We start from the raw sequence: 20,006 nt of genomic DNA, 5'->3' as shown, positions 1-20,006 counted from the left end.
CGGCCCCTATGGCAGTTGCGCTCTCGTGTTCCGGACGGAATCGGAGTGAATGCGTCCCGTGTGAGCTACGCCCACGTTCCTATTTATCACTCTCTCGTGAATTCCGACGAGTTTTAGACCTACCCGGTAGTCACGGAGAGATGTACCGATGACGATACCCTCCACCCCCCTTCTACCGGCTGCTACCATGTCTACTTGTATCACGGCGTGGTATCCCGCGAGACCAGAGACACATATGCCCGAACATAGTACACAATATTGTTATATATCGGACGCGTATCGGAGTGATAGAACCCAATGATAGGTAGTTCGGACGGTCCCCCCGAACGGATCAGCCGCCGGTCGCTCCTGGCCGCCGGCGCGGCAGGCCTCACTGCGACGACGGCCGGCTGTATGAATCGAGTACAGAGTCTCGTCAACAGTACCACTAACATCAACGCGGACGAGTCCGCCCTCCAGATCACCACCGTCCCCTCCGACGACGATCGGCAGGCGATCCAGATCGTCCGTGAACTCGAGGCAAACCTCGAGACGCTCGGGTTCGACGTTTCGCTCGATATGCGATCGACGACCGAGTTTCAGGAAACCGTCTTCCTCGACCAGGACTTCGATATGTACGTCGGTACGTATCCGATCGGGCCGGACCCGGATTTCCTCTACGAGCTGTTACACTCGTCGTTTGCGACCGAGGAAGGGTGGCAAAACCCGTTCGGGTTCATCGACTTCGACATCGATTCGCTGCTCACGGGTCAGCGCCAGGAAAGCGGGACGGAACGCCAAACCCAGATCAAACGACTTCTCTTCGAGGTCGCGAAGAAAAAACCGTTTATCCCGATCTGTCTGCCCAGTGGCGACCGAGCGGTCGGAGACGCGATGGCCTCGCCGTGGGAACGGTACCACCCGCATTCGCGTCTGGCCTACTTCGGCGACGACCAGACGCCCGAGACGCTCACGTCGATCATCATGAGTTCACAGCCGACGCAGAATCTCAACCCGTTTGCGACGGCGTACCGAAGCCACGGGACGTACATCGATCTCATCTACGATTCGCTGGCGGTCGACGGCGCGCTGATCGCCGACGGTGAGGGCCTCGCGGAGTTCGACAGCGACCTCGAGACCGCCATCCGCCCCTGGCTCGCGGAGTCGATCGACGTGGGCGACTCCGAACTGACGCTGTCGCTCCGAGAGGACGTGCAGTTTCACGACGGTGAGGAACTCACCGCAGCGGACGTCGAGTTCACCTACGAGTTCATCGCGGATACCTCGATGGGGACGGCCGTCTCGGGCGGGGAACCCATCGACCTTCCGGCGACGAACTATCGACGACACGCCGCGACGGTCGAGGAGGTGTCGACGACTGGCGATTACGAGGTCACGATCGCGTTCGAGACGAACCAGACGGTCGCCGAGCGTGCCCTCCTCGTTCCGATCCTTCCCAAACACGTGTGGGGACTCGGCGACGGTTCGGAGACGGACCAGCCGGGTGCCCTCGGAGAGTTCGAGCAAAATCAGATACCGTCCCGACAGCGACGCTGGAGTCTGCTCGGGTCGGACGAGACCGACCTCATCGTCGGTAGCGGGCCTTACGAGTTCGCCAATCGCGTTCAACGCGATCAGTTCTCCCTCGAGCGGTTCGAGAACCACTTCACGTCCAACAACGACGGGATCGATTACCCGCAGGTGGCCCCCGAAACGCTCGAGTTCTTAAACGACACGAGCAGTGCGTCGGCGGTCCAGCAGGTCGAAGGCGGCGTCGTGGACGTGACGACCTCACGGATCGAGCCACACGTCATCGAGGACATCACGGCGGGCGGCGACGACGACGTCCTCTCCGACCATCGATCGTGGTCGTTCTACCACATCGGATTCAACGACAACGTCCTCCCGTGTTCGGATCAGGAGTTCCGCCACGCGGTCGCACGGATCGTCGACCGGGAGTGGATCGTCGACTCGATCTTCTCGGGACACGCCGAGCCGATCTGGACGCCAGTTCGCGACCACCCCGTCAGCGACGACGAACTCGAGCGGGAGGCGACCGAGTGGATGGACCAACGCGGAATCGAACGCGACGGCAGGATAGACGAGAGCCAACCGTTCGCTCCCTTCTGTGGGAACGAATCGATGCAGGAGGGGCGAGTCGACTTCGATCAGGCCCGTCGGGTGTTCGAGTCGGCCGGATTCCAGTTCGACGAAGACGGTATGATCGTTGACAACTAATGTTACGAGAGGTCCTGACTGAGGTCTTCATCGTCGTCGTCACGATGCTGGCGATCGCGATCCCGCTTATTATCGGGTTCGATCGCATCCGGACGACGTGGTACGAGTGGCGCTCGCGAATCCGAACGTCCCTGCCGGTCATCGCGCTGTTGGTCGTCGTCATGCTGTTCAACCGCTACGGTCGCCAGACGCTGACTGCGATGTCACGAGAGTACGGCGTCGACATGACGACGGTGTTCTACGAACTCGAGGGCGATTTCATCACCGTCTTCCAGGCGTTCGACTACACGATACTGATCCAATTTTTCTCGTTTATTTACATCTACGCCTACGTCTTCCTGCTGGTCTTCCCGGTGCTGGCGTACTTCGCTCTCTCGGACAATCGACCGTTCAGGCAGTTGCTCACCGCGTACGCGCTCAATTACAGTATCGGCGTCCTCATCTACTTCCTCGTCATCGCGTTCGGGCCGCGAAACGTGATGCCAGAACTGTTCGATACGGTTCTGTACGACTTCCAGCCGCGATACCAACACCTCACGCGGGAGGTCAACGATTACAGGAACGTCTTCCCGTCGTTACACACCTCGATGGCGGTCACTGTCGGCATCTTCGCGCTGCGGACTCGAGACGAATATCCGCTGTGGGTCCCCATCGCTCTCTTTCTCGCCATCTGCGTTCCTCTCTCGACGATGTACCTCGCGATTCACTGGGCGATCGACGTGGTGGCGGGGACCTTCCTCGCAATCTTCTGTGTGTACGTGTCGGCGGTCGTCGTCGAGCGCTGGGGACTCTGGAAACGGAGTTCAGAGTACTTGCCGACGCTCGCCGAACTCCGCGGATGGCTCGCCGACGCGTGGGTGCGCCTCCGATCACCCCTCCGGTAACAACTTCGGGTCGGCAGTCGAGCGCGCTCGAGGCGATCACGTTTCAACTCGGTCGAAACTGACTCTCTCCGTTCGGTAGACCGGCGACTCGCACACTCGAGAGTCGGCGAAGCAAAGTGAACCGGCCGAAAATCGTGATGCTGTGATCAATTCGACGGCTACTGTGCGACCGCCGGAGTTACTCGTCCTCGAGCGCGTCGGCGATCCGCTTGAGCGCTCGTGTCTGATCGCGCATTTCGTCGCGCATCTGGCGGACCTCCTGGACGAGTTCCTCGTTGCCGACTTCCTCGCCGCGTCCGCCGGGACCGCCGGGCGCGCCGCCTGCAACGACTCTGGATCACGGTTTCTCCTCGAGCGGTCGTTCGGCTACGTGAAAACTGAGAAACGGAAGCTGGATGCAGACCTCGAACACTCTGGCACAATCGGCCAGTCGCTTTCGAAAGAGGAGAAGGAACAACTCGCGGAAGCGTTCGATGAAGAACCTGACACATGAATCAAGCCGGAGAGACGATGTCGATCGCGGAGCGCAACCCGTTGGCGCATCCTGCGATCACATCGATCCGGCTATTCGACTACTCTCTGCCACCTGGCCCCCATTTGAAGGAACTGTACAACGCCCTCTGGAAAGCGGTCGATCCAGACTTTCCGTACGCAGCGACAAAGATCGCTCGGCTGCTCCCTCGAGGGCACGGGAAGAGCGAGGGGATCGGCGTTGTATTTCCAGCGTGGCTCATCCTGTCGATTCCGAATGTCCGCGTTGCAGTGGTCTCAAAAACGGCCGACCTCGCCGGTGAGCGAACCAGCAAGGTTGTCGACGTTGTCGAGCACTGGGCGCCGCAGTTCGGCATCGAGATCGAGAGCGGCGCCGGCCAGCAACTTAACACGGCAGCGAACACTGAGAAGGAGCCCACGATTTCGCCGTACGGCCTCGAAAGTCAGCTGACCGGTAAGCACTTCGATGTCATTGTCTGGGACGACATCTCGGACTGGGACAACCAACGGACGGCGAAACAGCGCCGGAACGTCCGGGAGTACTTCCGCGACTACGAAAAGAACCTGATCGACCCCGATTCCGTTCTTGAGTGCGGTGGCGTTCAGGCGATGATCGGGACCCGCAAGCACCCGCAAGACATCTACGAAACGGACATTCTGGACTCGGCGAGCTGGGATGCGAAAACCTACAAGGCGATCGCCGAAGATGATTGGCCGCTCGTTGAGGAGCGCGCTTGGAAGATCCGCGGTGACGACAGCGAGATTTACGATGATATCGGTGACCTGCCGGCGGATGTCAACCTCGCAAACGACGGCGTGATCCCGGACCAAGAGATACGCGTCCTCTGGCCGGAGCACAAGCCAGCCGAATCGTTGCTGTACGATATCGTCGACGGTGACGATTCGACACCGATCTGGCGGCGCGAGAACCAACAGGACCCGCACGCACTCTCGGGCGAGGTGTTCAAATCCGAGTGGCTCACCTATGTCGAGGAGTTGCCGAAGCCCCGTTCGCAGTACGAGTGGTATGCCGGCATGGACATCGGACTCGTTGAGGACCTGCAGCAAGCCGCCGAAGAGAACTCCGACTGGACTGCTCTCGCGGTTATCGCATGGAACGAGGATGTCGAACGCGGCTACCTGACAAAACTCATCCGCGATCGCGGTATGTCGGTCAAGGAGTCCGCTGACTGGGCCGAAGAACAACTCGAGGGGATCGACGTCGACGAAATGCTGGTCGAACAGAACGCCAACCGCGGCGTCGCCCAGCGCCTTCGCGACGACTCACCGATCCCAGCTGAGGGCGACACCTCGAGTGGCGATAAAGAGGAGCGGATCCACAATATGGCGGCCGACTTCGAGGGCGACTCACTCCGGATTGTGGGTGATCCGTCGGAGCAGCCGTGGGCGAACTTTGAGGTCAAAGAATGGCTCCAGTTCCCGAATTCAGCCCACGACGACCGACTCGATGCAATCGAGATCGCGACGCGGCTGCTCGCTGAGGACGACGATGACGGCGGCAGCGGTTCCGGCACTTGGTGAGTTTACATATGAGTGATACAAACGACGACCTCGAGGCAACGGACGGCCGCGCCGAACTAGTCGCAGAAGACGATGGACTTTCGGCTCGGCAGGAGTTTCAGATGCGGTTCGCACTCGCCCAGGCGCTGGGTGAGAATATCCCCGGCGACGAGGACTACTACGAAGTATTCAGCTGGGACAAGAACCCATCTACTGAGGATTTCTTTGCCCTTGCTCTTCGGAACCCATACGCCTACGCGGTCACGTTTTTACCGCCCAACACGACGTGGCGCGACCCGCCGAAGATCGATGATATGGCCGAGCCCCAAGGCGACGAGGGCCAAACGCAGTTCGAAAGCGACGTCGAAGATCTCGTCGACGACCAGCGGCTCTGGCACTACGCGAAGCGGGCGGACAAGCTGGCTGGAATCGGGAAGTTCGGCGTACTCGTCCTCGAGTTCGACGACGTCGACGACGCAGACGGGTTCTCGAGCCCGGTCGAGCAAGGTGCCGAACTGACGGGACTCCGACCGTTCTCACAGGCCTCGCTCGTTGATGTCACTGTCGGCGGCCCTGGGTCTGGGCGCTGGGGCGACCCAACTGAGTACACGCTCGATCTATCGGACGAGAACGAGTACGAGAACGTCATCCAACAACAGGGCGTTGAGACGGTCAACGTCAACTGGCAGCGCGTCATCCACATCCCGTCGGACGAACTCCTGGACGACGAGCTTCGAGGCGTCCCGCGGCAGAAGCCAGTCTACAACAACCTGATCGACATCGAGAAGACGCTCGGCGCTGCCGGCCAGCTCGTCTACCGAGCCGCCGCGTGGGGTATCCACATCAACATCTCGGAAGACTTCAACCTCGAGGACGGCGGTGACGAGCTCCGGGAACATCTCCAGCGCTGGCAGCACGGTCTCGAAAATGTCCTTCGGACCCACGGCGCCGACGACGTCAAGAGCCTCGGCGGCGAGGACATCGACCCGCAGCCGGTGATCGACCCGAACATCGAGGCGATCAGTGCCCAGACGGGCCTCCCTCAGTCCGTCCTAAAAGGCAACGAGACTGGCGAACGTGCCACGACGCAAGACCTCAAGGAGTGGTATGGAAAAATCGCCGAACGACGAAATGGGTTCGTTGAGCCACAGATCGTCCGGGCGATCATCGACCGGCTGCTGGATATCGGGACGATCGCCGAGACGAAGGGTGACGGCTACGAGGTCGACTGGCAGCCGCTGGCCGAGATGTCCGAATCGGACCAGGCAGATATCCACAAGACTCGGGCCGAGGTCCTCGAGACGTGGCTGGCCGTCGCGCCTGGTGTACTCACTCCCGAGCAACAACTCGCGTTCATCGAGGATGGTGATCTCCCGTCCGAACTCGAGGGGGCTGACCTCCCGGAACTAGACGAAGCCGACCCGGAAGTGGCAGCACAGTTCGAGGAACAGTTCGGAACTGCAGAGGCCGATGACTGATGAGTTCTGGGTCTACTTCCCACGGCCACCACCTGCACGCTCAGCAGGAGGACCCGACACAAACGAAGACGATCCGGCAGACGTACGCTCAACGACTCCGTGGTGCGTTCGGCCGGATCAACAGCACGATTCTGGAGCGAGTCATCAAGGACGACATCCTCGGCCTTCGTGACAGCGACGTTTCTGAGGACCAAGCCCAGCAACTGGTCGAGACGTTCGCCGGAGTGGCCCCAAGGCACGAACTCCAAGCCGTCGACGAGCCACCAGACCTGAGCACAGTCGATACCGACGAGCGCATCGAGCGCTTCCGAGAATGGCTCGAGACGGCGATGGAGTCGGAGGTCCTCGAGGTCATCGACCGTGACGAGAACGTCTGGGTGCGCCGGGCGTACGAGCGCGGCCTCGAGGACGCCGACACAAACCTTCGGCAGGCTGGTCTCGATATCGAATCGACCGACGCCGAGGCGGCTCGGCAACTGGTCCAGATGCCGGTTCACGAGCGCAAACTGCAGGTCCTGTTCTCACGGAACTACGCCGAGCTCGACGGCATCACCAACGCGGTCGCCCAGCAGATCACCCGCGAACTGGCTGATGGGGTCGCGGCCGGCGAGAACCCGACGGAGATGGCGCGTCGGATTTCCGACCGCATCGACAAGATCGGGAAGACACGCTCGACGGTCCTCGCTCGGACGGAGACGATCAACGCACACACGCAGGCGACAATCGAGCGCTACCGGCAGCAGGGCGTCGACTCGGTCGGCCTCGAGCCAGAAGTCCAGGTACAGACCGCCGGCGACCAGCGCGTCTGCTCGCAGTGTGCCAGTGTGGCTCAGGGCGGGCCCTGGACGCTCGACGAGTTTGAGGGATCGGAGAACCAGCCCCCGATCCACCCGCAGTGCCGGTGTACGGTGATCCCGATCGTGAACGAAGCGGCCGCGGCGGCGATCACCGAACATCCCCACGAGTTCGTTGCGATGTACCGCACTGGTGCGTTCGTCGACGAAGCCCGTGAGCGCTACGAGACACTCGCGACGACGGACGCCGCCGGCGCTCAGGAACTGGTCGCTCACTTTTCACCAACTCAAGCAGCGGCCTAATCCCAGGCCCGATGACCTCCGAACAAAAACACGCCGCAGAGGCGTGAGGGGCGAGGTCCTGGGCCGATGCAACTATGAAAGACAACAAAACGCATGACTTGCGGGTGTCGGCCCGAACGGCCCGGCTAACCGCGAGTTCGGACGGCGATGAGGACGGCCCTCCGTGGCTATTCTCCGGTATCGCGGTCGCTGCTGGCGACATCCTCCACATGGACGATGGGACGCGAGTCCTGATGACTGCGGAGGAACTCAAGAAGGCCGCAGGGTCCCAGGCCGGCGAACCACTCACAACAGATCACCCCACAGATGACGATGGCCGACCACAGTATCCGCCACCGACTGACGAGACCGTCGGCAAGGTCCCGAAGGCCGGTTGGATCGAGGACGCTGAAGGTGTCGGCTACGAGGCGACGACGCACGATCGCAACGTCGCAGACGGAGTTCACGGCGAGTCCTATGAGGTCTCCGTCCATCCGAGGTTCAAACTCGGCGAATTTCGAGATGACATCCAGGCATACGTCGGTGAGAACATCGAGTTCCTCGACCTGTCCGTCGTCAGCAAGGGCGACTCACCCAGTAACACGGCGGAGTGGGGCCCGAATCAGGCACTTGCGACGTTCACGCAATCTGTGGACATCAGCGAACAACTGACCGCAGCTCCCGACGAGATGCCGGACGATACTGCGGGCTTGATAGAACGTTTGGCCCAGAAGTTCGGCATCATCGGCGATCGTGGCGACCGGCGTGGCTTCATCCGAATGCGGCCACAGACCAGTGACGGTGAAACGGTCCGTGTCGTTGAAGCTGGCTTTGAGGACGCAAGATGGACTGTTTGTGCCCACCTCGAGGGTGACGAGTTTCCAGACGTCGGCCCAGGCCTTGGCCCCACGATCGGCGAGTCGGAGGCGGCCCCTGCCGGCGAACTCGTCAACGACGAACCGATCGAACTTGACGACCCGCTCGAGGAAGACGTCGACGTCTACGCTGTGCTGCACTATGCCAGCGAAGACGGCGAAAGGCTTGGCCCAATCACGACCGCAGATGGTGGCTACTTCTTCGACTCCGCGTTCGTCGGCGTAGCCCCCGAAGAAGCGGACGTGGTCGCTGATGTGAGCGATAGCGGAGATGGACAGGACAGTATGCAAACGATAGGGGCGGGATCCTCTGTGGACGATCCTAATACAACTGATATGAAAGACAGAACTCGAGAGCAGTACATCACGTTCCTGACCGCCAACGCGGGCTTCGACAAGGAGCCCCTCGAGGCGATGGACGACAACGTACTCGAACAGACGTACGAACTCGCCGCTGAAAACGCCGGCTCCGGTGACGGCGACGGCGGCAGCACCGATGACCCGAACCGGGCGAACAGTGACAAGACGCTCGCCGAGATGACGGTCAACGAGGCCGCCTCCGAGCTCGGTGACGCACTCAAGGAACAGGGCTTCGTGACCGAGGACAACGCCGAGGACCTCGTCGCTCACGCCCAGGAGCAGCAGTCGAAGGCTGAGAAGGTCAAGGAGATTATCGCTCACTCTGACCAGTACGACGACGACGATCGCGAGGACCTCATGGCCTCCGCCGACAAGATCGTCGATCGCGAGCACGATCGCGTGACCGGTCAGAGCGGCATGGGGCTTCCTGGAACGGCTGGTCTGACAGCGTCCGCGACTCCGTCGCCGGCGGGCGCCGCTGACGACGATGACGAAGGCAGTATCGACGACTACGGTACCGGTGTCTCTGAGTGAGGTGATCTAGATGACGAAACTTAACACCCAGACGTCAGTCCTTGCACAGACCAACGACGCCGAAGACTACGACGAAGGCGAGGCACTTGCAGAACTCGAGCCTGGCCAGGGCGTCGTACGCGGAGCAGGTGGCTACGAAGCCGCCGGCGCCGACTCGAAGACCAAACGTGTCGTTCGCGAACAGCGCAACCCCGGCAGTCGCGGAATCGAAGACAACCAGAGCCCACTGGAGAAGACGTATCCGACGGGCTCGAACGTCGAGACGACTGGCTTCCAGAGTCACGACGAAGCACGACTACTCGTCGCCTACGCCGACGTCGACGGTGACGGCACCGACGACACCTACGACGAGGGAGCCGATCTCGGCTGGAACGCCAACGGCTACCTCGAGGTCGTCTCTGGTGGCGATCCGAGCGAGGCGGTCGCCCAGATCTCGCAGGAGGACAGTGTGACGATGAGCAGCGGCGGCGACCCGATCCACGTTCGCGTGGAGTTCTACTGAGGTGATTCAAGATGCCTATGGCAACTTCTGATAACGTCAACGTTCACGAACCGCAGATGGCCGAAGAGTTCGAGGCGGGATCCCGCCTTCACGAGACGGCGCTGTTCAACCCGATCAAGAAACAGCGCGAACAGGCGTGGAAGCAGATCCGCGCCCAGTCGCCGCTCGGTCCCGACATGTGGGACGACCTCGACCAGGCCGTCGGAATCAAGCAGCCGTCGGTGGAGCTGACCGCCGACTCCACGATGCAGGTCGACTCCTGGCAGGAGTACGCCGAGACCATCCTCGACGATCAATTCGTCCAGTCGACGGTGATCGACCAGCTGATCGGCGCCGGCTTCGGTGTCTCCGCGTCGCTGTTCCGCTACGCGTACTTCGACCGTCTCCGCGCGACCCGCCTCGAGGCCGACCGAAGTATGAACGCTCGTGCACGCAGCACGCAGGAACTGCCCGCCAACGGGCTGCACGGCGTTCCGCTCTGGATCCACCACGTCGACTACGAGTTCGACTCGCGAGAGGTCCAGAACGCGATGCAGTTCGGCGACGATCTCGACACCAGCGTCGGCCAGGAAGCCCGCCGCGCGCTCAACCGCTCGGAGCACAGCCTGCTCTGGAACGGCGAGGGTCGCGAGATCCCGACCGAGCGCGGCACCCTCATGGTGTCTGGGCTCGACTCGGACGATGACCTGATCCTGCAGACCAGCGGCTCGAACGGCTGGGTCAACTCTCCCGAGGAGATCCTCAGCGACTTCAAGGAACTGCACGACACCGTCGAAGACCAGACCGATGTCCAGGATCAGGACGACGTCCCACTGGTCTCCGAGGTCGGCGGCTGGGTCTTCGTTCCCCGCGCGCTCTGGGGCGAGGTCGACCGCGAAGACTACGAAACCTCCGCGACCGACGAGCCGATCATGGAGCGCCTCGAGCGCAAGTACCCGTACCTTAACATCGTCCCGGCACCGCGCCTGGACGCAGACAGCTGCATCCTGATGCTGAACGACCCGCGGTACTTCCAGATGGTCACCGCACAGGGCGTCACGAACACGAACTGGGAGGTTGACGGCGGCTTCGGCCTGCGCAACAAGACACTCTCGAGCCGAACGCCGTTCGTCCGCCGTAGCCCCGACGGCGTGCGTGGCATCGCCCGGATGACCGGCATCAACGCCTGATCCCACCATGCCTGACGACACAGTCACGGTCCGCGTCGCCGGCCCACAGTTCCGATTCGATCGCGAGCAGTACAGTCGCGGTGACACACTCGACGTCCCAGGGCGGATTGCCGTCCGCCATCCGCGAACACTCGAGATCGTCGACGGGGACGATGCCAGTGACGAGCACGTGGAGGAATCCTCCGAGCCGACAACGCTGGACGTCGACGAACTCGACCCGCACCCAGCGGACCTCAAGGTCTCGGAACTGAAAGACCGCCTTGAGGATGTCGACGACGTGGAGCTTCTGAAAGCGATTCGAAAGGCCGAAGACGAGAGCGAGGACCGCTCGACAGCGAAGAACGCCATCGACGCCCGGCTGGCTGAACTCGAGGGATAACGGATGGCGACCGCTACGCCGGCGGACGTCCTCCTCGAGATCGACACGAACCTGTCCGACGAGAAGATCGAGAAGGTCATCGAGCGCAAAGCGCGCGATATCGATCGCGACGACAACATTGGTGGCCTCGATGAGCCCGATCGGCGTGATCTCGAAGCTGTGCTCGCAGCGATCCACATCGCGACGAAGCTCGACCGGGCAACCAGCAACCAGCAACTCGGAAACGCACAGAAGTCCTACGAGGAGTCATCTATCGACGAACTCCGGGCGGACGCCCGCCGGCTCGGTGCGACGGACGAACTTCTGGGCATCGGCGCGACCAACAGGACCGCGTCGATCTCTGTTCCTGACATGAGGGGCTGATCATGCTCTCTGGGCTCGAAAACGATGAGGCAGTGTTCTTCGTCGAACGGGAGGTCGCCACGGAGGAGGATCCGTACGGTGATCCTACTCCGGTCCGCGACTGGGTCCCGCTGTCGCTTGATGAGAGCGAGTGGGACTACGTCGACGGCGATGTCGTATACGATGAAGCTGACCTTGACCCGGCGTCGGTTCGGACGGAGCAACGGTCCGCCGAGTACGTCCGCGAAGTCTATTCGGAATGGCCGCAAGAGGTCTACCGGCTGTACGCTGCTCCAGAGGACGTCGGCTCGATCACGGGGGGTAACTACGAGCTCGAGATCGGGGCCGACGACCGTATCGAACTCGACAGCGTCGACGGTCGGTTCACGACCCAGCCACCGAACATCCAGCGCCTCGATTCGCCCGTTCCAGAGTACGTCGAGATAGAACTCACGAAAGTGGAGGTCTGATCATGGATATGCAACTCGACTTCGAGAGCGGCTTCGCCCCCGAAGACACCCAAGAGGTCTTCGAGACCATGATCGAGGAAGCTGACGACCAGCTCGTCGAACGCATGGAAGAGGCCGAGCAGAACATCCAGAAAGAGGCCCAGCAGCGCTCACCCGTCGACACGGGGAACCTCCGCGCCTCCTGGACGGGGCTGACCGAAGCACGAGGCGGCACGATCATGACCGAGGTCGGCAACACCGCGAACTACGCCGAGTTTGTCGAGCGAGGGACCAGCAAGATGAGCGCACAACCGATGCTCCGGCCAGCAATGGATCGAGAACTAATGGCACTGACCCGTGATATCGAGCAGTTGGTCTATCGCGTCGCTATGCAGGAGGGCAACTCATGACCGACATCTCGGATATCACCGTAACGGTCGAGATCCTGCAGGACTGGACGTGGCCCTCGCTCGGAAAGGGGCTGAAGGTGTCCAGTCAAGCAGCGCCTTCGGTGAAACGACGTTCTTTGTGGAGTACGAACTATGACATATGGACTTCATGACGCCCTTAGAGATACGATCGTCGACCTGCGCGATCACAACGATCTCGTTGCTCTCCTCGAGGATCCGACGGCGATCGACGAGGGCTGGCCGAAGGACGTTCAGGACCATCCGGTCGTCGTTCGCGTCCAGCCGATCACAGAGAGTTCGGACTCCCAGCGCGAGTTCTCGACGATCCAACGCCAGTTCAGGCTGCAGGTCTCGGTCGTCGCGACGGACACGTGGCGCTCTGAACAGAGCGCGCCGACCTACCGCATGGCCGAGATCATGGCGACGGTCGCCGACCGCCTGGACATCGCCGTCGACGCGCCGGAACTCCTACCCGAAGGAACCGACTCGAGCAGCTGGTCGGAGGTCACCGGCGACCGCCTCGTACTGATGCAGGACTGGCTGACGACGACCTACACGCGATAACACAATGCCGATAGGAACAATCACTCGCGGTCCAATCGCGCACGTCGACGCACAGCTCACCAACGCCCAGCCCGATGGGTCGTTTGGTCGAGACGATACTGGCCGGGTGACCGGCCGACTCACGACCTACAATCCCGGAGAACGATGACAATCAAATCAGCATACGTTGGGGAGGACGTCCCGATCGAGATCGCGTACAGCGACGCGACCGGGGCGGTTGACCCGGACGACCAGGACACAGACGAAACTCCAGACGCCGACATCACGATCACCGCCAACAGCGACGGTACCGAGGTGATCTCCGCGCAGTCGATGACGAACACCGATGTCGGCGCGTTCGAATACGTCTGGGATACCGATGCCGACGCGAACGGGTCCGGCACCTACGTCATCGAGATCACCGCCGAGTTCAACTCGGAGACGAAGATCAACAAATCGCAGATCACACTGAAGGAGTAATTCCATGGCAGACATAACAAATTCTTTAGAGGTAGAGGGTAGCATCGTATCGGTCATCCACGTCGACGAGAGTGGAGCCGAACCAGTCCGGACCGTCCTTGGACTGTGCACTAAAGACGATCTGTCGGTCACCGTCGACGAATCGAACGAGGACTTCAACCCTGGCTCGCAGCGCCGAACGAAGCGCTTCCGAACGAACAACACGATCGACGTCGAAGTTGCGTCCGCAGTTGCACCCGATCTCGAAGCGCTCGAGTTGATCGGCGTCGCCGACTCCGATGGGAAGATCACGTTCGACAGCTCGGACCGGCAGACCGGAGATGACGAGTATCTCGAGATCGCGTACTTCGCCGACGAGCCGGACTTCGGCTCGGTCGACATCCCGGCCGACTCCGAGCTCCTGCATCGCTTCGCCGACTGCGAGGTCACGTCGCCGGAGATCGACCCGTCCGCGACGCCGCCGACGGCGTCTTGGACGTTCTGGGTCGAGGGCGACGCCTGGATCAGCTACTCGCCGAGTGCCTAACCACTGACCTATGTCTGTAGCCAACGCTGACTCCGCGAACTCGGCGCTCGATTCGATGCAGGAACAGCAGCGCGAAGAGCAGCGCGAGACGGCCGAACTCTATGGCAAGGCCCAGGAACTCTTCGACGCTCGCTCTCGGGATTCGTTCACCGTCGACCGTCACGGCGTCGAGATCGAGTTTCTCTATCCGGATCCCGAGACTCAGCAGGAGTTCGAAGACCGCCAGCAACGCGTCCTCGAGGGCGCTCAAGAGGGGGCCGACCTGATGTCTCTCCTCCAGGAGGCACAGGTCGGTATCGAACAGATGGAGGAGACGCTCTCCGATCACGCCGTCGACCCGTCGTTCCAGAACCCGGCGGTCTGGCGTGAGACGATCGGCTTCAACGAAGAGGAAGTCGCCGACCTCTACCAAGATTTTTTGGCGCTTGGCAAGGGCGAGACGCAGTCGCAGCAGCTCGAGATGTTGGACAATCTCATGTCGGGCGATTCCTAGAGTGGCTCAACCGGGAACAGCACTACCGGCCCGACGAGTTCTTCGCACTGGACGAGTCGCAGAAGATGTTCTGGATGACTCGGTACGAAGAGCATCAGAGAGAGCGCCAGGAGCTCGACAATCAACTCCAGATGTGACGATCTCCTCCTCAACCGTCCTTTTTGATAGTCGATAAAACAGATAGTTATGCCAACAATATCAACACTAACAGCGGTTCTCGAGCTCGACAAGAGTGATTTCGAGTCGAAGCTCGATACCGCTCAGAGAGATCTCGACGGATTCGGTGGCCGGGCTCAACGCACTGGAGATAGACTCTCCTCTGCCGGCCAGTCACTAACGATGGGCGTAACTGCCCCGCTGGCCGCAATGGGGGCGCTCTCGGCCCGTACGGCAGCGAATTTCGACCAGGCGATGCAACGGAGCATCTCTGTCATGGGCGATGTCGATGAATCGATGCGCGATAAGCTCGAGCAGCGGGCCCGCGAAGTTGCGAATACGACGACCCACAGCGCGGATCAAGCGGCGCAGTCGTACTACTATCTCGCGAGCGCCGGCCTCGACGCTGCCCAGTCGATGGAGGCGATGCCGGAGGTCGCTGCCTTTGCTGAGGCCGGCAACATGCAGATGGCCGAAGCGACGGACGTCGCGACGAATGTGATGAGCGCGTTCGGCTACGAAGCCGATGAGATGTCGAAGGTGACGGACACACTGACGGGCACTGTCTCGAACCACAACCAGACGATGGAGGGCATGTCGACGGCGATGTCGAACGTCGCGCCGATCGCGTCGTCACTCGGCATCTCGATCGAGGAGACGTCCGCCGCGATCGGGCAGATGGGGGACGTCGGCATCCAGGGCCAACGTGCTGGGACAGCACTCCGGAACGTCCTCTCTCAAGTGTCTGACGAGACGTCGCCAGTGACGAAGCGACTGGAGGAGATGGGCGTTGCAACGCGTGACTCCGAAGGGAACATCCTCTCGCTAACTCAGATCCTCAAGAACATGGAAAACGCCGGCGTCGAGGCCAGCGACGCCGCCTCGATCTTCGGCACCGAGGCCGGACCTGCCATGGCAGCGCTCATCTCGGAGGGCAGCAGCGCCCTCGAGGAGAACACTCAGAAACTCGAGGACGCAGACGGGGCGACCCGTGAGATGGCCACAACTCAGCGAGATACACTCAACGCGCAGTTGCAAATCGCGAAGTCAAATCTGCTGGATGTCGGTATCGCTATTGGGTCTATCTTGATCCCGATGCTGACGACGCTTACAGGCTATGCTACGGTGGCTGCTGAGAGGTTCCAGGGATTAAATAAAGGACAACAAAGAGCGATCGTTGTGGTCGCTGCGTTGGTGGCCGCACTCGGGCCGCTGCTGATCCTGGTTGGGACGCTCCTAACCATGTTGCCCGCGATGGCGACCGGGGCATCGATGGCGGCCGGAGCGTTCGGGACGTTATGGTCTGCCTTGTTAGGCCCGATCGGGCTCGTGATCGCTGCAGTCATCGGGTTAGCAGCGGCCTGGAAGACGAACTTCATGAATATCCAGGGTCACACGGAGGACGGCGTCAACGCCGTGCTCGACCTGCTGAACTGGATGGTTGACCAGGTCAACAAAATCCTCCCTAACAGATGGGAGATTGATTTCGAAGCCGAAGACGTCGATTTCACAACCGAGGGCGACTCGGGGGAGGAGCAGACCAAGAGCGATTACCTCCCAAATGGTATGTCGGCTGACGAACTCCAGAACGCCGGCTCCGAAGACTTCACGAGTGGACAAAACGGACAAGCCCCCCTCCAAAATGCGGAAGGCGCTGACGTCGAGAAAATCGAATCGATCTACGCACAACTGGAGGAAAACCAGGGCAGTGATGGGGCCACCGAGACAGACACTGCTCCGTTGCAAGAGCAGTTGGACGCATCGAGTGAATCGACGAATTCAGATATCGAGTCGATGCTCGAGGACTTCGAGTCGCGATCGTCCCGATCGTCTGGACAAACTGGTCAACAGGATCTCAGCCGTGTCATTGATCGACTCGACCAGCTCCTCGAGGCAATCCGTGCGCTCGGTGGCCCTCAGGAGATCTCCGGGACGCTTGACCTGGACGGCCTCGAAGCCGAAATCCGCGGAATCGTTGAGAGCGAGAACGAACGGATCGCGTCTCGAGCAGATGTTCGCGGTGCTCGAGGTGGGAGACGGTGAGCAACTGGCGCGTCGCGGGCTACGATGTCGAGGCGGTCGTCGACCAACCTGTCCCGACGCTCACTCGAGGCTCCGAGATCACGCTGCAACTGCTATTCGACAACAATCTCACGGACTCCGCACTCGCGTTCGGGCGGGGAGCATACGGCCAGTTCCCCTACGATCAGGGGGGCCTCGGTGGAGTCGAAAACTCGTACCTGGCGCTCAGAAAATACGGCTGGTTTGCCCCGAACTCACAGACAACGGGAACGACCGACGCAGGAGTGCCGTGGTTTTCGGAGCGCATCCCGTCCGATGCGTACTTCGATACGCTCGTCATCTCGGTCGAGTCGATCGACGTGCCTGCCCACACCGGCTTTTGGGCACTCGTCACGGACGTGACTGATCAGTCGAGAGTCGCTGGCTCTGAATCGACAGCGCGACGGCTGGACTTCAATCTGTTTGTGCTCGCGGAACTCCGCGAGTTCGACACCGCTGACGATGTGAAAGCCGAGTTCGAGAACACACCAATTTAGACCAATGAGTGACGAACAAACCGCCAATATCGGGTTAGTACAGCCTGAAGTCGGAAAGCCAGAAGGATGGGGTATCAACTGGAACGAAAATGCCGCCGAGATCGATAGCCGGATAACGATTCTCAACACCGATAGTTCGAAAGGCAACTATACAGCCCACAGTACAGCGCTGTATGTCGCAACCGATACGGGGAAGGTCTATCGAGGCAACGGATCGAACTGGCAGCTCATCGATCTCCAGGTCGATGAACTGGTCGCCGCCAGTGCAACGCTGGGGGCAACGACACTCCAGGCGACGCTCGACGCGAACGGGAACAACATCTCCAACGCAGGAGAGGTCGACGGGCAGGCAGCGTCTAACAGCCTTGCTGAAGACGTCCGAACGAACGACAGCGTTGCATCCAACCTCGAGAACCGAACGAGCGACCCGACCGACGATTCGAACGACACCGGCCGGCAGTGGTACCGGACGGATCTTGACTAACGGAGACGGTGAATTTTGACCATGAGAACCAGAGATATCGAACGATTAGAGGCACAGTTCAATCGACTCACACAGGCTGCGGCGGACATCATCGAGGATTCGAGAACGGTCGATGACTCCGGGTTCGACATCAGTTCGAGCGACTCAATGCTGGAGCGTCAGCAAGAGTTTGGCGACGAGATCTCCCAGGCCCTCGCGAATATCGACGCACTTTCTGTCCCTGATCGGAACCGGTCTTCCGATTCATCTCTCATTTAAGACTATTTCGGGTAGAACGAAGCACTGACCGATAAAAATTACCAATATTTGGTTGAGAGTGTAACTTATCCTGTGCGAACGGCCAACAAAATTAAGTATGACGCATCCTTTTACTTCGGTACACAGATGGCCTCGAATTTACTCAATCATCAGATTGACGATATCCTCAGAAGCGTTCTCGAGGATGCGAGTGGAGACGTTTATATGGTGAACCCATCGCGGGACGCGATCGAAGAGTTCATCTCGGTCGCGACCGGCTTCGACGGTTCGTTGCCGTCGGTCAAGATGCTCGCCAACGAACAGACCCTCAAGGAGGTCATGGGCGACTTCATTATCGCTTCGAACGCCGCCGACCTCATCAGCGACGGTGCTCTCGCGCTCCGGACGCTCGGCGAGGCCCCGGAAAACTCCCTCTGTCTCACGGGAGACCGCGTCATCGCCGTCGTCCACGCCGGCGACCGCGTCGGCGGGCTCGTCACCGACGACGAGGAGTTCGTCGGGGACACGTTCTCGGCCTACGAAACCCGCTGGGAGAACGCCGATCAGTTCAAGCTCCGGACACCGCCGATCACCGACGTTCGCGAGACGCTCTCCGAGGAGATCAGTCCCGAAGCCGAAGCGGACTTCACCGCGATTTTGAACTCCCTCGAGACGGCTCGCGGCGATGGAGACGGGCTCGACGAGGTGACGATTTCGCTCGTCGTCGCCGCCAAAAACGAGGCGCTGCTGTACGATATCAGCAAGTGGGGCGAAGACGTAGGCATCGCATCGAAGGCAACGTTCTCACGCACCAAGACGAAACTCGAGGATATGGGCCTCATCGACACTGAGAAGGTCCCGATCGACGTCGGTCGACCGCGCCTCCGCCTGAAGATCGGTGACGACCGGCTCCGGGAGGCGGACAACGGCCAGATCGCGACCGTCACCCAGTCGATCCTCAACTAGTACCGTTTCGAACGTCGACTGTTGGACACGTTCGACGACCGATATCGGCGCTACAGTTTCTCGGGCTCGCACGGCCATTAGCCACGTCTCCACGGGCGACCCAATCCAATCGATCGGCCCGTTTTTGATCCAGGAGGTCCAAGGGACCGTATGACTGACCGTGACGAGGACCTCGCGGATGCCGTCCGCGAACTCGCAGACACAATCGACGAACTCCGCGCCGAACTCGAGCCGCGGCGTCGCCGTCGCCCGCCGTTGCGTCCGCCGACGCCGCGCGAGTTGCTGCGCGTCGCAGACGAGGTCGCGATCCCGGCGGCCCTCGCCGTGTTGAAAGCAAACGTCCGCGCGCTCGAGGCCTTCCAGCGCGGGATCGAGCTCGTTCGAACGGAGCGGGAAGCACGAAAACGGACCAGGACGGCCGCGAAGTCGACCGAAAGACGCGCGAAGAAACTCCGGGAGACGACCGTCTCGCAACTCGATACGGTCCTTTCGGAGCTGCAACGCGGCGTCTCCGAGGGCTCGGTTCCGGCCGACGAACGCGTCGCCGACTTGCTCGAGGAAGCTCGGACCCTCCGCGACGACGTGGACCGTCGACTGCAGGAGGTCGCCGAACGAACCGAGGCGAGCGAAGCGCGATCGATCGAAATCGACGGCGAAGACGGTGAATCGGACGCCGCTGGCGAGGTCGACGTGGACGCCGTCGACGAGTCGAACGTCGACGTGGACGCAGAACTCGAGACGCTCAAAGACCAGTTCGGCGACGACGATGACGACCACTCGGCCGAGGGCGACGGCGACGAACCGCCGACCGACGACCGGGGCGCTGACGACGCGGACAGCTAAGGAAAGTTTGCGACGCAGGTAGTGAAAGTGAC

The 20,006-nt window shown here is 61.0% G+C and carries 23 protein-coding genes; all 23 read left to right on the top strand.

Features of this window, described 5'->3' with window-relative positions; genetic code table 11:
• Window positions 1–297: 297 nt before the first annotated feature.
• The 23 genes from EL22_RS01055 (at window position 298) to EL22_RS00945 (ending at window position 19,974) form a co-directional block, all read left to right on the top strand.
• Entirely contained in the window at window positions 298–2,217 is a 1,920-nt protein-coding gene (locus tag EL22_RS01055; RefSeq protein WP_050049749.1) for an ABC transporter substrate-binding protein, read from the top strand.
• A complete protein-coding gene (locus EL22_RS01050; protein WP_050049748.1) occupies window positions 2,217–3,101 on the top strand; it encodes a phosphatase PAP2 family protein in 885 nt (294 codons plus the stop codon). The genes EL22_RS01055 and EL22_RS01050 overlap by 1 nt, the downstream gene beginning before the upstream one ends.
• 163 nt (window positions 3,102–3,264) lie before the next feature.
• Window positions 3,265–3,594: a hypothetical protein gene (locus EL22_RS01045; protein WP_050049747.1), complete on the top strand. Its 330-nt coding sequence runs from the start codon at window positions 3,265–3,267 to the stop codon at window positions 3,592–3,594.
• Window positions 3,591–5,135, top strand: coding sequence for a hypothetical protein (locus EL22_RS01040; protein ID WP_050049746.1), 1,545 nt, complete (start codon window positions 3,591–3,593; stop codon window positions 5,133–5,135). The genes EL22_RS01045 and EL22_RS01040 overlap by 4 nt, the downstream gene beginning before the upstream one ends.
• Before the next feature lie 8 nt (window positions 5,136–5,143).
• On the top strand, window positions 5,144–6,592 hold the full coding sequence (locus EL22_RS01035; protein WP_050049745.1) for an anti-CBASS protein Acb1 family protein: 1,449 nt from the start codon (window positions 5,144–5,146) through the stop codon (window positions 6,590–6,592).
• Window positions 6,592–7,689, top strand: a complete 1,098-nt coding sequence (locus EL22_RS01030) for a minor capsid protein (RefSeq protein WP_050049744.1) — start codon at window positions 6,592–6,594, stop codon at window positions 7,687–7,689. The genes EL22_RS01035 and EL22_RS01030 overlap by 1 nt, the downstream gene beginning before the upstream one ends.
• A 74-nt stretch (window positions 7,690–7,763) precedes the next feature.
• Window positions 7,764–9,437: a hypothetical protein gene (locus EL22_RS01025; protein ID WP_050049743.1), complete on the top strand. Its 1,674-nt coding sequence runs from the start codon at window positions 7,764–7,766 to the stop codon at window positions 9,435–9,437.
• A gap of 10 nt (window positions 9,438–9,447) precedes the next feature.
• Window positions 9,448–9,939 carry a hypothetical protein gene (locus EL22_RS01020; RefSeq protein WP_050049742.1) on the top strand — a complete coding sequence of 164 codons (492 nt, stop codon included), beginning with the start codon at window positions 9,448–9,450 and terminating at the stop codon, window positions 9,937–9,939.
• A gap of 17 nt (window positions 9,940–9,956) precedes the next feature.
• Complete coding sequence (locus EL22_RS01015) at window positions 9,957–11,108, top strand: bacteriocin (RefSeq protein WP_050049741.1); 1,152 nt, start codon at window positions 9,957–9,959, stop codon at window positions 11,106–11,108.
• 7 nt (window positions 11,109–11,115) lie between these two features.
• On the top strand, window positions 11,116–11,487 hold the full coding sequence (locus EL22_RS01010) for a hypothetical protein (RefSeq protein ID WP_050049740.1): 372 nt from the start codon (window positions 11,116–11,118) through the stop codon (window positions 11,485–11,487).
• Between the two features lie 3 nt (window positions 11,488–11,490).
• Entirely contained in the window at window positions 11,491–11,850 is a 360-nt protein-coding gene (locus EL22_RS01005) for a hypothetical protein (protein WP_050049739.1), read from the top strand.
• 2 nt (window positions 11,851–11,852) lie between these two features.
• The gene (locus tag EL22_RS01000) at window positions 11,853–12,299 is read left to right on the top strand and encodes a hypothetical protein (protein WP_050049738.1); all 447 of its coding nucleotides are present in this window, start codon (window positions 11,853–11,855) and stop codon (window positions 12,297–12,299) included.
• Window positions 12,300–12,301: 2 nt separating this feature from the next.
• Window positions 12,302–12,688 (top strand): HK97-gp10 family putative phage morphogenesis protein, encoded by a 387-nt coding sequence (locus EL22_RS00995; protein ID WP_050049737.1) that lies wholly within the window; start codon window positions 12,302–12,304, stop codon window positions 12,686–12,688.
• A gap of 132 nt (window positions 12,689–12,820) precedes the next feature.
• On the top strand, window positions 12,821–13,252 hold the full coding sequence (locus tag EL22_RS00990; protein ID WP_050049736.1) for a hypothetical protein: 432 nt from the start codon (window positions 12,821–12,823) through the stop codon (window positions 13,250–13,252).
• 4 nt (window positions 13,253–13,256) lie between these two features.
• Complete coding sequence (locus tag EL22_RS16960; protein WP_156184021.1) at window positions 13,257–13,400, top strand: hypothetical protein; 144 nt, start codon at window positions 13,257–13,259, stop codon at window positions 13,398–13,400.
• A complete protein-coding gene (locus tag EL22_RS00985) occupies window positions 13,397–13,711 on the top strand; it encodes a hypothetical protein (protein ID WP_050049735.1) in 315 nt (104 codons plus the stop codon). The genes EL22_RS16960 and EL22_RS00985 overlap by 4 nt, the downstream gene beginning before the upstream one ends.
• Window positions 13,712–13,715: 4 nt before the next feature.
• Window positions 13,716–14,237: a hypothetical protein gene (locus EL22_RS00980; protein WP_050049734.1), complete on the top strand. Its 522-nt coding sequence runs from the start codon at window positions 13,716–13,718 to the stop codon at window positions 14,235–14,237.
• Window positions 14,238–14,247: 10 nt separating this feature from the next.
• Window positions 14,248–14,730: a hypothetical protein gene (locus tag EL22_RS00975; protein ID WP_050049733.1), complete on the top strand. Its 483-nt coding sequence runs from the start codon at window positions 14,248–14,250 to the stop codon at window positions 14,728–14,730.
• A 339-nt stretch (window positions 14,731–15,069) separates the two neighbouring features.
• A complete protein-coding gene (locus EL22_RS00970) occupies window positions 15,070–16,929 on the top strand; it encodes a phage tail tape measure protein (RefSeq protein ID WP_197075819.1) in 1,860 nt (619 codons plus the stop codon).
• Window positions 16,926–17,444: a hypothetical protein gene (locus EL22_RS00965; protein WP_050049731.1), complete on the top strand. Its 519-nt coding sequence runs from the start codon at window positions 16,926–16,928 to the stop codon at window positions 17,442–17,444. Before EL22_RS00970 ends, EL22_RS00965 begins: the two co-directional genes overlap by 4 nt.
• Window positions 17,445–17,448: 4 nt before the next feature.
• Window positions 17,449–17,928, top strand: a complete 480-nt coding sequence (locus tag EL22_RS00960; RefSeq protein ID WP_050049730.1) for a hypothetical protein — start codon at window positions 17,449–17,451, stop codon at window positions 17,926–17,928.
• A 384-nt stretch (window positions 17,929–18,312) separates the two neighbouring features.
• Complete coding sequence (gene tbsP, locus EL22_RS00950; RefSeq protein ID WP_050049728.1) at window positions 18,313–19,131, top strand: transcriptional regulator TbsP; 819 nt, start codon at window positions 18,313–18,315, stop codon at window positions 19,129–19,131.
• Between the two features lie 150 nt (window positions 19,132–19,281).
• A complete protein-coding gene (locus EL22_RS00945; protein ID WP_050049727.1) occupies window positions 19,282–19,974 on the top strand; it encodes a hypothetical protein in 693 nt (230 codons plus the stop codon).
• The last annotated feature ends 32 nt before the right edge of the window (window positions 19,975–20,006 follow it).

Origin of the sequence: Halostagnicola sp. A56 (assembly GCF_000691505.1) — an archaeon.
Taxonomy (GTDB): Archaea; Halobacteriota; Halobacteria; order Halobacteriales; family Natrialbaceae; genus Halostagnicola.
This window is presented reverse-complemented; position numbering and strand designations above follow the sequence as displayed.